At 63.5% G+C, this 13,369-nt stretch carries 11 protein-coding genes; 6 read left to right on the plus strand and 5 right to left on the minus strand.

What is annotated here, in order from left to right:
• Positions 1–14 precede the first annotated feature (14 nt).
• Positions 15–266: a hypothetical protein gene (locus ACZ9H4_RS18345; RefSeq protein ID WP_476120125.1), complete on the minus strand. Its 252-nt coding sequence runs from the start codon at positions 264–266 to the stop codon at positions 15–17.
• Positions 267–310: 44 nt separating this feature from the next.
• Between ACZ9H4_RS18345 and ACZ9H4_RS18350 the strand changes: the two genes are divergently transcribed.
• The gene (locus ACZ9H4_RS18350; protein WP_408142841.1) at positions 311–1,117 is read left to right on the plus strand and encodes a MetQ/NlpA family ABC transporter substrate-binding protein; all 807 of its coding nucleotides are present in this window, start codon (positions 311–313) and stop codon (positions 1,115–1,117) included.
• A 153-nt stretch (positions 1,118–1,270) separates the two neighbouring features.
• On the opposite strand, the gene ACZ9H4_RS18355 is transcribed toward ACZ9H4_RS18350, so the two are convergent.
• The 3 genes from ACZ9H4_RS18355 to ACZ9H4_RS18365 form a co-directional block, all read right to left on the minus strand.
• Positions 1,271–2,386 carry a succinylglutamate desuccinylase/aspartoacylase family protein gene (locus ACZ9H4_RS18355; RefSeq protein ID WP_408142839.1) on the minus strand — a complete coding sequence of 372 codons (1,116 nt, stop codon included), beginning with the start codon at positions 2,384–2,386 and terminating at the stop codon, positions 1,271–1,273.
• Positions 2,387–2,633: 247 nt separating this feature from the next.
• On the minus strand, positions 2,634–3,416 hold the full coding sequence (locus ACZ9H4_RS18360; RefSeq protein WP_408142837.1) for an ABC transporter substrate-binding protein: 783 nt from the start codon (positions 3,414–3,416) through the stop codon (positions 2,634–2,636).
• A gap of 396 nt (positions 3,417–3,812) precedes the next feature.
• Entirely contained in the window at positions 3,813–4,043 is a 231-nt protein-coding gene (locus ACZ9H4_RS18365; RefSeq protein WP_408153175.1) for a hypothetical protein, read from the minus strand.
• 510 nt (positions 4,044–4,553) lie between these two features.
• On the opposite strand from ACZ9H4_RS18365, the gene ACZ9H4_RS18370 reads away from it, so the two are divergent.
• Positions 4,554–5,708: an extracellular solute-binding protein gene (locus ACZ9H4_RS18370; protein WP_408324103.1), complete on the plus strand. Its 1,155-nt coding sequence runs from the start codon at positions 4,554–4,556 to the stop codon at positions 5,706–5,708.
• On the plus strand, positions 5,708–7,540 hold the full coding sequence (locus ACZ9H4_RS18375; RefSeq protein WP_476120129.1) for a diguanylate cyclase domain-containing protein: 1,833 nt from the start codon (positions 5,708–5,710) through the stop codon (positions 7,538–7,540). The genes ACZ9H4_RS18370 and ACZ9H4_RS18375 overlap by 1 nt, the downstream gene beginning before the upstream one ends.
• A 70-nt stretch (positions 7,541–7,610) precedes the next feature.
• Here the strand turns inward: ACZ9H4_RS18375 and ACZ9H4_RS18380 are convergent, their stop codons facing one another.
• Positions 7,611–9,110, minus strand: coding sequence for a mannitol dehydrogenase family protein (locus ACZ9H4_RS18380; protein ID WP_476120131.1), 1,500 nt, complete (start codon positions 9,108–9,110; stop codon positions 7,611–7,613).
• 261 nt (positions 9,111–9,371) lie between these two features.
• Here ACZ9H4_RS18380 and manD point away from each other — a divergent pair, with 261 nt between their 5' ends.
• The 3 genes from manD to ACZ9H4_RS18395 all read left to right on the plus strand — a co-directional run bounded on the left by manD (position 9,372) and on the right by ACZ9H4_RS18395 (position 13,127).
• Positions 9,372–10,580: a D-mannonate dehydratase ManD gene (gene manD, locus ACZ9H4_RS18385; protein WP_476120133.1), complete on the plus strand. Its 1,209-nt coding sequence runs from the start codon at positions 9,372–9,374 to the stop codon at positions 10,578–10,580.
• 62 nt (positions 10,581–10,642) lie between these two features.
• Complete coding sequence (locus ACZ9H4_RS18390) at positions 10,643–12,049, plus strand: MFS transporter (RefSeq protein WP_408324097.1); 1,407 nt, start codon at positions 10,643–10,645, stop codon at positions 12,047–12,049.
• Between the two features lie 31 nt (positions 12,050–12,080).
• The gene (locus tag ACZ9H4_RS18395; protein ID WP_476120135.1) at positions 12,081–13,127 is read left to right on the plus strand and encodes an L-idonate 5-dehydrogenase; all 1,047 of its coding nucleotides are present in this window, start codon (positions 12,081–12,083) and stop codon (positions 13,125–13,127) included.
• The last annotated feature ends 242 nt before the right edge of the window (positions 13,128–13,369 follow it).

Raw genomic sequence — 13,369 nt, forward strand, 5'->3', positions numbered from 1 at the left:
TCTCCGGTTAAAAATTAGGCGATCGCGATGCCCGGCTCTTCGGTCAGATCATGCGATGGCCCGAAATTTAAGGGAACGCTGAGTAAGGTATGTGACAGTGCGGTTATTTTTTTTATCTGTCGTGTTGGCGCGACAAAGGCGTGGCTTTGCAAGGTGAAATTGCGCAAGGCAGTGCCTGTATAAGCTTTGCTCGAAGCGCGGATATAAGCGTGTGAAAAACGATTGGTTTTCCAGCGCCGCGACGGCGTGTGACGATGCGGCTTCATTCAGTCTTTTGTTAAATTCACCTCAATCGATTACGGGAAATAGCATGCAACGCCGGACACTCATCCAGAATCTGCTCGCCGTCGCCGCGTTTTCGCTCACGGCAGCGTTCGCTCACGCGGACGACAAACGCATCACGGTCGGCACGATGAGTGGCCCCGATGCGCAGATATGGTCGGTCGTCACCAAGGTGGCGGCGCGCGACGGGTTGAACCTCAAGGTCATCGAGTTCAACGACTACGTGCAGCCGAACGCGGCGCTCGACGCGGGCGATCTCGACGCCAATGGTTTTCAGCATCAGCCGTTTCTCGACAGTCAGATCAGGCAGCGCGGCTATAAGATCGTCAACGTCGGCTTGACCTATGTGTCGCCGATGGGCTTCTATTCGAAGAAATTCAAGTCGCTGAAGGATTTGCCGGAAGGCGCGAAGGTCGGTATTCAGAACGATCCGTCCAACGGCAACCGCGCACTGCTGCTGTTGCAGAAGTACGGCGCGATCAGGCTCAAGCCGGGCGTCGGCACGAACGGCGTGAACGCGACGCCGCTCGACGTGGTCGAGAATCCGAAGAAGCTCAAGCTGGTCGAACTCGACGCCGCGCAATTGCCGCGCGCGCTCGACGATCTGGATGCGGCGTCGATCAATACCGACTACGCGGTCAAAGCCGGCCTGCAGCCGACCAAAGACGCGATCGCCATCGAGGACATCAAAGGTCCGTACGCGAATCTCATCGCGGTGCGCGTGCAGGATCGCAATCAGCCGTGGGTGAAGAAGCTGGTCGCGGCGTACGAGTCCGACGAGGTGCGCAAGTACATCGACACGCAGTTCAAAGGCGCGATCATTCCGGCTTTCTGAGCGGCACCTGACACGGTGCGTAAACGCAGATCGCCCGCTATTTCAGCGGGCGATCTGCTTTGTTGCCTGGCGTTCGGACAGAGACCGAAAGGCGCAGCCACTAGTGGCGAGCGGCTAGCGGCTAGTGCAACACCGGCCGCGTCGCAATGACGCTCAATTGCTCAACAGCGAACCGCTGCGGAATGCCTTCGAGCCGGCAATCCGCGCGAATTCCAGCCCGGCCGTCGCAAAACGTGTGCTGTGCCGCGCGTACAGCACGCCGGCCACGCTGCTCTTCACCGTGACCACGCGGTCCGTCAGCGGGTCGACGATATCCGCGATTTCATGGCCGACGTCCACCCACGTGCCTACTTCGCAGCGATACACCAGCACGCCGCTTTGCGGCGCGACGAGCGGCTCGGCGCCCGCCAGCGGCGTGGCGGCGAATTCGAGCGGCGGCAGCGGTGCGGCCTTGCCGTCGATCACGCCACGCGAGGTCAGGTATTCGATGATCGCCTGCGCGTCTTTTTCAGCGTACTCGTACGACACCTCGCGCTGACCGCGCAGTTCGACGGTGACCGAGATCGAGCCGTTCGGAATCGGGAAGCGCTCGCCGTAACGGCCGCGCAGATCCGACCAGCAGAAGCTGTGGATTTCGTCGAACGGGTTGCCCACCGAGTTGAGCGCGAGCAGCGACGCCTTCGCGTCGAGATAGCACGCGAGCGGCTCGACTTCCGCCCACAGGTCCGGGTTCGTGTACAGGTGCATCGCGGCTTCCCAGTCGCAATGCAGATCGAGCACCACGTCCGCGTCGTACGAGAGCTTTTGCAGCGCGAGACGTTGCGACGCGAGTTCGGTGGTCGGCTCCTGCGCGTCGAGCGCTTCGCGCATCGCCGCACGGATCGCCGTGCGGTTCGCGTCGATGTCGTCGGTCAGACGCGACTCGATGACCGGCTGCACCAGCGCCGACAGATCATGGAAATTGCGGTTGAAGTTCTGCGCGGTGTTGGTTTCGAAACGTCCGGTCAGGTGGCCGAGAAAGTGCTGGTTCAGACCGATCGGATTGGCCACCGGCACGACCACGACTTCGCCGCGCAGCTTGCCGGCGGCGTCGAGCGCGGCCAGCTTGCGGCGCAGTTCCCAGGACACCAGCATGCCGGGCAGTTCGTCGGCGTGCAGCGAGGACTGGATGTAAATCTTCTGCCCGCCGCCGGGACCGTAGTGGAAACTCGTCAGGTTGCGGGCGGTGCCGAGCGTGGGCGCAATCAGCGGATGGGTTTGGGTTTGCATGGTTTCCGAAAGCCGCGGCCCAATTGGGCGCGCTGCGCTATGTCGTTGATTACATTATGAAAGCGTGATTCGTGGCGGGGCCAGGGCGGGCCGCTTTGCGGCGCCGCGACCGCACGATCTTAGCCGATATGACGCGTGATGTGGTTTTATGCGGCGGCGCAAACGAAAAGGGCTCCGCTGTGCGGAGCCCTTTTCTGCCAGCCGGCTAGCGCGTCATCGGACGCGCGTGGCGGACTCAGCTGCTGATTTAGCCGCCGTACACGTCGAAGTCGAAATACTTCTTCTCGAGCTTCTTGTACGTACCGTCCTTGATGATGTCGGCGATCGCCTTGTCGACCTTCACCTTCAGATCGGTGTCTTCCTTACGCATGCCGATGCCCGCGCCGTTGCCGAGAATCTTCGCGTCCACGAGGTCCTTGCCGACGAAGTCGAAGCCCGCGCCGCGCGGCGTCTTCAGGAAGCCGATTTCAGCCTGCACCGCGTCTTGCAACGCTGCATCCAGACGGCCCGAGAGCAGGTCGGCATAGACCTGATCCTGGTTCTGATACGGCACGACCTTCGCGCCCTTCGGTTCCCAGTACGTCTTCGCGTAGGTTTCCTGGATCGTGCCCTGTTCGACGCCGATCGACTTGCCCTTGAGCGACTCGGCCGTCGGCAGGATGCCCGAACCCTTCTTCGCGACCAGACGCGTCGGCGTGTTGAACAGCTTCGACGAGAACGCGACCTGTTCGGCGCGTTGCGGCGTCATCGACATCGACGACAGCACGCCGTCGAACTTCTTCGCCTTCAGCGCGGGAATCATGCCGTCGAAGTCGTTTTCGACCCACACGCACTTGGCATCCAGGCGCTTGCAGATTTCATTGCCGAGGTCGATATCGAAGCCAACGAGCTTGCCATCCGAGCCCTTGGACTCGAACGGGGGGTAGCTGGCATCAACGCCAAAACGGATCGTGGACCAATCTTTAGCGTGTGCGCCAATCGAGACGGTGGCAAGCAGAGCAACCGTCAAAGCCGCTAGCAGTTTTTTCACTATTTAACTCCTCGGTGTAGTTCGAATGCTCCCGCGTGCGGTTGTAGCGCTGCGGGACACCCGTCGTGACTTACGGCGGGCTTGGGGTGAAGCTGCCGGCCGGGGCGGTCAGCAGCGCGCGCCAAGCTTATCAGTTCAAAAAGATTGGGTAGTCAGTAAAACACCGGATGGCGCGAGAGGATAGCTTCTAAAGCGTGAATGTGGTGGGGATAGGGTGCGCGTGCGGGATTGCTGTGGGTGTGATTTGGGGTTTTCCCCCGGTTGGGTTGCTATGTAATGACGTAGTAATGAAGTTGGCTAATTATAGGTGCGGCTGGCGCTGCCGGTGCGGGCCGTACCGTAATCGTCGCCGCTCCCGTCATCCCGCCTGCAAACCCAATCCCTCCACGTCTTTCCTCATGCGTCCCCTGGTCCCGCCCCGATCGTGCCGCACCACAGTTCACCCTTGCCCCTCATTTCAGTTTCCCGCGCGCTCATGCCCGCGCAGGCGCCGTGCGCATCCGGCGTGTCGCGCTGCATGCGCGCCAGCGCCGCGCGGGTCATTTCGCTTTGCAGCCAGCCGCCGAAGCAGGCTATCGATCCGGCCACGACGGCCACGCCCATCCACTCGGTTTTTCTCACGCGCATCGTCTGTTTCTGTTCGGCTCATCGGCTACCCGGCCGGCGCCCGCGCGGCGACCGCACATCGCCGGCAACCGCCGGCGGCGGATTGGGACAAGTCATCGTTATCGGCATCGGTACTGCGCTTCTTTAGATGTGGCACCGCCGGCGTTATCCGATGCGCCGTATTGGCGAATTCAGACGAGGCTATTTACCACGACGCATGACGAATTATTGCCGTCATCGCCCGAATCTTTAAATCGTTGGGTGCCGTGTTAAAGATTGCGGACTGAATTGTCGTTAAACGTTAATAAGCGGATTGTCCGCCTTGCCTCTGATACGCTCTTTTTCGAAACCGGACCCGTTCAGCGGCAAAAAAATATTGCTTTGGCGCTATCATCGGTGCTCCCTGCGTTTATCGTCGATAGCGGCGCGGCAGGCGTATCTGTCTGGAGAAAGTCACCGAGCACGGGTCGCGGATGAAATGCCGCGCGGTTTTACGCTCGTCCAACGGCCTTCTGCTAAACGGTGTTGTATATGCATATGATGTTAATGGCGGGCGAAATGCGCTGTTTTAAACAGTTCTTTCAACGGCGAATTGCAGCCGCTTCTGCCTTGGCACGCGCGCATTTACTGCATCGTGGCGTTTTGCGCGGCGCGTTGGCGGTTGTGTTCGGCGTGGTGTGCGGTGCGGGCTTCTTGCTGCCCGCACCCGCTCACGCCGCGGAGAAAGTGCTGCGCGTGCTCGCATGGCCCGGTTATGCCGACGCCGACGTCGTGAAGGCGTTCGAGCAGCGCTACGAGGCGAAGGTCGAAGTCACGCTGGTCGACTCCGACGAGGCGCTGTGGGCCCAGATGCACGCAAAAAACGCCCCGCCTTTCGACGTGCTCGCCGCCAATACCGCCGAAATCCGCCGCTATACGCAGGCGAATCTGCTGGCGTCGCTCGATCTGGCGAGCCTGCCGAACACAAAAAAACAGTTGCCGCGTTTTCAGGCAGTGGGCTCGATTGAAGGACTGACCTCGGCGGGCAAGGTCTACGCGATCCCGTTCACGTATTCGTCGATGGGGCTCATCTACGACCGCAAGCAGGTTCCGGTCGCGCCGCATTCGATGCGCGAGTTATGGAATCCGCAGTACCGCGGCAAGGTGCTCGATTTCAACAGCGCCCAGCACAACTTCTCGTTCACGGCGCTGGCGCTCGGCTATCCGCATCCGTTTCAGCTCGACGCCGCGCAAATGCGCACGATCGCCCATAAGCTCGTCGATCTGCGCCGCAATCTGTTGACCTATTACACGCTGCCCGAAGAAGCGACCGCGTTCTTCATCCGCCACAATGTTGCGTTGATGTTCGGCAATTACGGCACGCAACAGGTCGAATTGCTGCGCCGCGCGGGCGCGGACGTCGGCTACGTGATTCCCGACGAGGGCGTGCTCGCGTGGCTCGATTGCTGGTCGATGACGCGCGCGGCGAGCGACCGGCCGCTCGCGCTCGCGTGGATCAACTACATGCTCGAACCGGACGTGAGCGCGCTGCTCACGCAACGCCAGGGCCTGGCCAACACGCTGACGGCGCCCGTGGAAAACAGCGGCACCGGGCACATTGTCTGGATCGGCCCGGTGGAAGACATTCAACGGCGCGAGGAACTGTGGACCCGCATCGTGTCCGGCGACCGGTCGGAGCGGTTCTGATGTTACGGCCCGGCTTGACCTCCAAGCTATCGGTGCTCCTTGCGTGCATCGGCGTGCTCGCGTCCGGTGCGACCGGCTATTACGCGTATCACGCGAATCGCACGATGCTGGTCAACGAAGCCGAGCGCAGCCTGCTGACGTCGACGGAACTGCTGGGGCAGCGCTTTGCCGCGTCGATCGACGATGTCGGCGCCGACGCGCTGGTGCTCGCGACCATGCCATCCTCGGCGAGCGTCGCGCAAAGCGACGACGGCCTCGGCGCGAATGCCGGACGCGAGCGGCTCGCGCAGGTGTATTCAAGCTTCATGGTGCACCACCAGGAGTACCTGCAAATCCGGCTGATCACGCGGCAGCATTACGGTCTGGAACTGATCCGCTTCGATCGCGACGCGGACGGCCTCGTGCGTGTGGAAGGCAGCAAGCTGCAGGAAAAAGGCCAGTTCGCGTACGTGTTCGAGACGCTGACGTTTGCACCTGGGCGCATCTACACGTCGCCGATTTCGGTGAATCACGAGTACGGCACGCACGGCGCCGAGGGCAAGCCGACGCTGCGGCTCGGCACGCCGATCGCGGACGCGAATGGCAACGTGGTCGGCGTGGTCGTGATCGACATCGATCTGGCCGGTATGCTCAGGCGCTTGCAGAGCGATTTGCCGAGCGACTATCAGGTCTATCTCGCCAACGAGTGGGGCGACTTCCTGGTTCATCCCGATGCGTCGAAAACGTTCGGCTTCGATCGCGGGCGGCGCGTGCTGATGCAGGACAGCTTCCCGGTGACGCGGCCGCTCTTCGAGCAGGCACACAACGAAGTGCTGGTGAACGGCCTTGCACGGCCGAGGCAGGCGGCAGGCCAGGTGCTTGCGTTCGTGCGCAGGCCGTTCGGCGGTTCCGAGGGCAACCGCTTCATGGTGCTGGGCCTTGCCAAGCCGCTCGACGACGTGTTGTCGGGCGCGCATCTGCTCGGCAATCAGATCATCCGCATGGTGCTGATCTTCAGCGGCCTCGCGGTGCTGCTGGCGATTCTGTTCGCGCGCGCCGTGACCAAGCCTCTGCAACTGCTCGCGCATGCGGCGACGCACCTGTTCGCCGAACACGCGATGAACACGCTGCCGCTCAAACGCACCGACGAGATCGGCGTGCTGGCGCGCTGCTTCGATCGTCTGCGCCGCGAGATCAAGGCGCAAATGGATGCGCTGCACGCTAAGCAGCGCGAGCTCGTGCATCTCGCCACGCACGACGTGCTGACCGGATTGCCGAATCGCATGCTGTTCATGCAGAAGCTCGAAAGCGCGATCGAAGAGGCGAAGCTGCACGACGCGGGGCTTGCTGTGCTATTCGTCGATCTCGACCGTTTCAAGCAGATCAACGACCAGTTCGGCCACTCGGTCGGCGACAAGGTGCTCGTTGCCGTCGCGCGGCGCCTGAAGCAGGTACTCTGTGCCGCGGACGTGGTGGCGCGGCTCGGTGGCGACGAGTTCATCGTGCTGATCGAAGGGCCGCGTGTCGCCCAGGCCGCGCCCGGCATCGCCGCGCGCATGATGAGCGCGCTGAACGAAACGCTGCTGATGGACGGGCACAGCATGACGGTGGGCGCGAGCATCGGCATCAGCCAGTTTCCGGACGACAGCGGCACCGCCGAGGAACTGCTGCTCAACGCCGACGCGGCGATGTACGCGGCCAAATCCGGCGGACGGTGCGCGTATCTGCGCTATCAGGATGTGCTCGAAGCACGCCGGCGCGAACAGGCCGAGGAAGTCGAGCGGACCGCGCTCGCGCGAGCGCGGGCTAGCGAAGGCGCGACCGAAGGGCGCGAGTCCGAGCCGACCGCTTGAGGCGGCTGACAAGCGTGATGCCCCGAAGCGCCTGCCGGTTCACGCCGTTGCCGGGACTCGATGCAACGCTTCACTGCAACGCGGCGATTGCCCCCCGTGCACCGTTTTCCTTCAGCAATTGCAGCGCGCGATAAAGCGTCGCCCTGAACTCCCCATGACCGGCGAGATCCGCCGGAAACACTTCCCGTACCGCGAGTAGCGCGTCCATCAACGCCTGGGGCTCCCCATGCGCCGGCGCCGCGAGCGCCGTCAATCTGTCCGCGAGCGGATCACTGATCTCGTAACGCGTGCCGTCGTCCGCCTGAGCGCGCAGGAACATCATCCACGCCGCGACCGCAAGCGTGAGCCGTCGATATGGCTGGCCCGCTTCGATGCGCGCCGCGATCGTCGCGAGCAGGCGCGGCGGCAATTTCTGGCTGCCGTCCATCGCGATCTGCGCGCAGCGGTGCTTCAGCGCCGGGTTCGCGTAACGCTCCAGCAAAGCGTCGCGATAGCCGGCGAGATCGAACGATGCCGGCATACTTAGCGTCGGCGCGATTTCTTCCGTCATCATCGCGTGGATGAAAGCGCGCATCGCGGGGTAGGCGATCGCCGCGTCGATGGTGGCGAAGCCGCCGAGCATCGACAGATAGGCCAGCGTCGAATGCGTGCCATTCAGCATGCGCAGTTTGGCTAGCTCGAACGGCGTGACGTCGTCGACGAGTTGTGCGCCGACCGCATCCCACGCGGGACGTCCGTGCGGAAAGCGATCTTCGATGACCCATTGCCGGAACGGCTCGCAAGGCACGGGCGCAGCGTCCCGATAGCCGAGTTGTTCGGCGGCGGTCGTGCGCTCGGCGTCGGTGGTGGCGGGTACGATGCGGTCGACCATCGTCGCCGGGAACGCGACTTCGGCGGCGATCCAGTCGGCCAGCGCGGCATCGAGTTGCCGGGCAAACGAACAAACCACCTGGCGCAGCGCGGCGCCGTTATGCGCGAGGTTATCGCACGACAGCACCGTGAACGGTTTGCCGTTTGCGGCGTCGCGCCGCGCGCGCAATGCCGCGACGAGTATGCCGGGCACCGTGCGCGGCGCGAGCGGGTGGGCCAGATCGTGCGCGATGGCGGGATCGTCGAGCGCGACCTCGCCGGTTTTCGAATCGCGGCAATAACCCTTTTCCGTGACGGTCAGCGAGACGATCCGCACCGCCGGCTCCGCAAGGCGCGCGAACAGCGCACGCCGATCAACGGGCATCGCGAGCACTTCGCGCAGCGCGCGCATCACAGTGACCTTCGCGCCCGTCGGGCCGCGTTCGACCAGACTGTAGAGACCCTGCTGTTCCATCAACGCGTCGCGCTTGCCGACGTCGCCTTGCAGCGTCACGCCGCAAATACCCCAATCGCCGCCTTCGGCGAGCATGGCTTCTTCCGTATACAGCGCCTGATGCGCGCGATGAAAGTTGCCGATGCCGAGATGAACGATACCGATGCGCGGCTCGTCCCATTGTGGCGACAGCAGATGCGCGGGCAGTGCGGGCAGCGCGTCGCGGGACAGACGCGGCAAGGAAAGCAGTGGGGCGGCGGAACTCATGTAATGAAATCCAGGTGGCTCGGTTGGGCGTAAGACGGCTTCGGAACGACACCGTTCAGCGGGAAAACCCTGATTTGACGGTTCGCTATACTTGTATGGTAGCATCGTTCAAACGGCTTGGGACAGCCCGGTGAGTCTGATTTTTCGACTCGGTCAGCGTCCTCGCCATCGTTCGTAAGCAACATGAAAACCGCGAGCTATCCGCGTCATGTCTGTACGCCATGAGCGCGGCTCGTCAACCGTCTTTGCAAGGAAGAAGTCATGAAGATCGTTCGCGCCGACGTGATCGTCACGTGCCCGGGCCGCAATTTCGTCACGCTGAAAATCGTCACCGACGAAGGCGTGCACGGCATCGGCGATGCAACGCTGAACGGCCGCGAACTGGCGGTCGCGTCGTATCTGAAGGACCATGTGTGCCCGCTGCTGATCGGCCGCGACCCCGGCCGTATCGAAGACACCTGGCAGTTCCTTTACAAAGGGGCGTACTGGCGGCGCGGTCCCGTCACGATGACGGCGATCGCCGCGGTGGACATGGCGCTGTGGGACATCCTCGGCAAGGTCACGGGCATGCCGCTGTACAAGCTGCTCGGCGGCGCGTCGCGTGAAGGCGTGATGGTGTACGGGCATGCCACCGGACGCGACATTCCCGAAGCGCTCGACCGTTACGCCGAACATATCGAGGCCGGTTATCAGGCGATCCGCATTCAATGTGGCGTGCCGAACATGCGCTCGGTGTACGGCGTGGCGAAAGGCAGCGGCATGTACGAGCCGGCCACCAAGGGCGCGGTGGAAGAGCAGAGCTGGTCGTCGGAAAAGTATCTCGACTTCGTGCCGAAGCTGTTCGAAGCGGTGCGCGACAAGTTCGGCTTCGACACGCATCTGCTGCATGACGTGCATCACCGTTTGACACCGATCGAAGCCGCGCGCCTCGGCAAATCGGTCGAGCCGTATCGTCTGTTCTGGATGGAAGATCCGACGCCCGCGGAAAACCAGGCCGGTTTCCGGCTGATTCGCGAGCATACGGTCACGCCGATCGCGGTTGGCGAGGTCTTCAATAGCATCTGGGATTGCAAGCAGCTGATCGAGGAGCAGTTGATCGACTACATCCGCGCGACTCTCACGCACGCGGGCGGCATCACCCATTTGCGGCGCATCGCGGATTTCGCTTCGTTGTACCAGGTGCGTACCGGCTGTCACGGGCCGTCGGATCTGTCGCCGGTCTGCATGGGCGCGGCGCTGCATTTCGACCTGTGGGTGCCGAACTTCGGGGTGCAGGAATACATGGGCTTTCCTGAGGAAGCGCTCGATGTATTCCCGCATGCATGGCGCTTCGACAAAGGCATGATGCATCCCGGCGAAGCGCCGGGCCACGGCGTCGACATCGACGAAGCGGCGGCCGCGCGTTATCCGTACGACCCCGCCTACCTGCCGGTGGCGCGTCTCGAAGACGGCACGCTGTGGAACTGGTGAGCCGGTGAGCCCGATCGATTCGATACGCTTAACTAACTAAAGAAAAAATCATGGAGACACGTTTGAAACCAGCCCGCCCAACAGGCGCCGCGCCGGCCAGCAGCGCCATGCTGCGCCGCGTGGCCTTCGCGTCGACCATCGGCACCGCCGCCGAGTACTACGATTTCTTCGTCTACGGCACGGCCGCCGTGCTGGTGTTCGGTCAGAAGTTTTTCCCCGCCGCCGACCCGCTGATCGGCACGCTCGCCGCGTTTGCCACCTATGCGGTCGGCTTCCTGGCACGGCCTCTGGGCGGCATCGTGTTCGGCCACTTCGGCGACCGCGTCGGCCGCAAGAAGGCGTTGATCGTCACGATCCTGATCGTGGGGCTTGGCACCTTCGCGATCGGCTTGCTGCCGGACTATCAGTCGATCGGCATCTGGGCGCCAGTCGCGCTGATCCTGATTCGCGTGCTGCAAGGCTTCGGTGTGGGCGGCGAGCAGGCGGGCGCCGTGTTGCTCACCGCGGAATACGCACCGCCCGCGCGGCGCGGCTTCTTCGCGAGTCTCGTGCAATTGGGGGCGCCTGCCGGCTTCCTGATTCCGTCCGGCCTGTTCGCGCTACTCTCCGCCACGCTGACGCCCGTGCAACTGCTCGACTGGGGCTGGCGCATTCCGTTTCTTGCCAGCGCGCTGCTGGTTGCGCTCGGCCTGTATATCCGCCTGCGCACCGAAGAGTCGCCAATCTTCGCGACCATTCAGCGCACCAAGGCGGTGGCGTCGCGGCCGGTCGTGGAAGTGGTGCGGCAGTTCGGCCCGACCATCGTCAAGGGCGTCGGCGCGAAACTGATCGAGGCCTGCACGTTCGCGATGTACACGATGATCGTGCTCGCCTATGGCAAAGCGCACGGCATCGCGCAAAGCATGTTGCTGCAAACGGTGATTGTCGCGGTGGCGCTCGAACTCGTGACGATTCCGCTCGCGGGCGCGTTGTCCGACCGCATCGGCCGCCGTCCGACGTTTATGGCGGGCGCGTTGCTGCACATCGCGCTCGTGGTGCCGTTCTTCTTCGCGATCGACAGTGGCAATCGCGGCGCAGTGCAGCTCGTGATGATCCTCGCGATCAGCATCGGCCACAGTCTTTGCTATGCGCCGCAAGCGGCGTTGTTCCCCGAGCTGTTCCCGGCGCGCGTGCGTTGCAGCGGTATCGCGCTGATCTGGCAGATCGGCTCGCTGCTCGGCAGCGGCGTGCTCGGGCTGCTCGCCGTCAAGCTGATTCAGGTCACGCACGGCAGTTCGCTCGCGCTGATCGCCTACGTGGCCGTGCTCGGCATCGTGTCGGCCTTGTCGCTGTTCGCGTTGCCGGAAACCGCGCCGCTGCGCCGCAACGGCGACCTTCACGATTGGGGCGGCGCCGGTTCAGCCGACACACATGGCGCCGCGCAAGTGTTCGCGTCTTCATCCCCGTCTTCTTCCGCCGCGCAGCATTGAGCGCGCGAACTTTACCCTATTGGAGTCCATCATGCTGGCAGCAGTGCTTCACGAACCCAAACTGATCCGTATCGACGAAGTCGATCCGCCCGAGCCCGGCCCGGGCCAGGTGCGCGTGCGGGTGCGCGCCGGCGGCATCTGCGGTTCCGATCTTTCGTACTACTTCAAAGGTAAGAGCGGCGACTTCGTGGTGCGGGAGCCATTCGTGCTCGGTCACGAGGTGGCCGGCGAAATCGATTCACTTGGCGAAGGCGTGAGCGGCGGCCTGCATCTCGCACGGGGTCAACGCGTCGCGGTCAATCCGGGCCTCGCGTGTGGGACATGCCGCTTTTGCGTTGGCGGGATGCCGAATCATTGCCTGAACATGCGCTTCATGGGCAGCGCGTCGACCTTTCCGCATACGCAGGGCATGTTCCGCCAGTACATCGTCGTGGCGGCGCGGCAATGCGTGCCGGTGCCGGATGGCGTCGATTTCGCGCAGGCGTCGATGGCCGAGCCGCTCGCCGTCGCGCTGCACGCGGTGAAGCAGGCCGGCTCGCTGGTGGGCGCGAGCGTGCTGCTGATCGGCTGCGGTCCGATCGGCTGCATTCTGCTGAGTGTCGCGCGTCGCGCGGGCGCGCATCGCGTGGTGGCGCTGGATCTGTCCGACGTGGCATTGCGGGTCGCGCACCAACTCGGCGCGGACCAGACCGTGAACGCCGCCGACACCGCCACGATCGATCAGTGGTCCGCGCAGCGCGGCACCTTCGACGTCGTCATCGAAGCCTCCGGCAGTCCCGCGGGTCTCGACACGGCGCTGCGTTCGGCGCGCGCGGGCGGCACGGTGATTCAGGTGGGCAACCTGCCGGCCGGTCAATCGCCGGTGGCCGCAAACCTGGTGATGGCGAAGGAACTCCGCTATCAAGGCTCGTTCCGCTTTACCACTGAATACGCAGTTGCCGCCGAGGAGATCGCCGCCGGCAAACTCGACTTGCGCCCGCTGATGACGCACGCGTTCGCGATGAGCGACGCGAACCGCGCGTTCGAAGTGGCGCTGGACCGCTCGCAGTCGATGAAGGTCCATCTGAATTTCGACTGAGCCGCGCCGCTTGACAGGGCGTCGCACGCGCTGGGTCCTATGCGGCGAATCGAACTGACAAGCTGGTCTGAACGCCCGCGAAGAGGCGGATCGAGCATCCATCGAGGATGGAGCTGGATTAAGCGCTAAAGCGCCAACTCCAGCCGACCGCCTTGCATGGGGCTGGACTAAGCGCTGAAGCGCCAACTCCAGCCGACCGCCTTGCATGGGACGTGAGTAAGCGCTAAAGCGCTAACTCACGT

This window comes from Paraburkholderia sp. TE9906, from assembly GCF_056279605.1.

What these genes read in the sequence shown, in the direction of transcription:
- ACZ9H4_RS18350 (WP_408142841.1), top strand. Translation starts at nt 311, where the DNA reads ATGCAACGCCGGACACTCATCCAGAATCTGCTCGCCGTCGCCGCGTTT.
- ACZ9H4_RS18345 (WP_476120125.1), bottom strand. Translation starts at nt 266, where the DNA reads ATGAAGCCGCATCGTCACACGCCGTCGCGGCGCTGGAAAACCAATCGT.
- ACZ9H4_RS18370 (WP_408324103.1), top strand. Translation starts at nt 4,554, where the DNA reads ATGCATATGATGTTAATGGCGGGCGAAATGCGCTGTTTTAAACAGTTC.
- ACZ9H4_RS18365 (WP_408153175.1), bottom strand. Translation starts at nt 4,043, where the DNA reads ATGCGCGTGAGAAAAACCGAGTGGATGGGCGTGGCCGTCGTGGCCGGA.
- manD (WP_476120133.1), top strand. Translation starts at nt 9,372, where the DNA reads ATGAAGATCGTTCGCGCCGACGTGATCGTCACGTGCCCGGGCCGCAAT.
- ACZ9H4_RS18380 (WP_476120131.1), bottom strand. Translation starts at nt 9,110, where the DNA reads ATGAGTTCCGCCGCCCCACTGCTTTCCTTGCCGCGTCTGTCCCGCGAC.
- ACZ9H4_RS18395 (WP_476120135.1), top strand. Translation starts at nt 12,081, where the DNA reads ATGCTGGCAGCAGTGCTTCACGAACCCAAACTGATCCGTATCGACGAA.
- ACZ9H4_RS18375 (WP_476120129.1), top strand. Translation starts at nt 5,708, where the DNA reads ATGTTACGGCCCGGCTTGACCTCCAAGCTATCGGTGCTCCTTGCGTGC.
- ACZ9H4_RS18355 (WP_408142839.1), bottom strand. Translation starts at nt 2,386, where the DNA reads ATGCAAACCCAAACCCATCCGCTGATTGCGCCCACGCTCGGCACCGCC.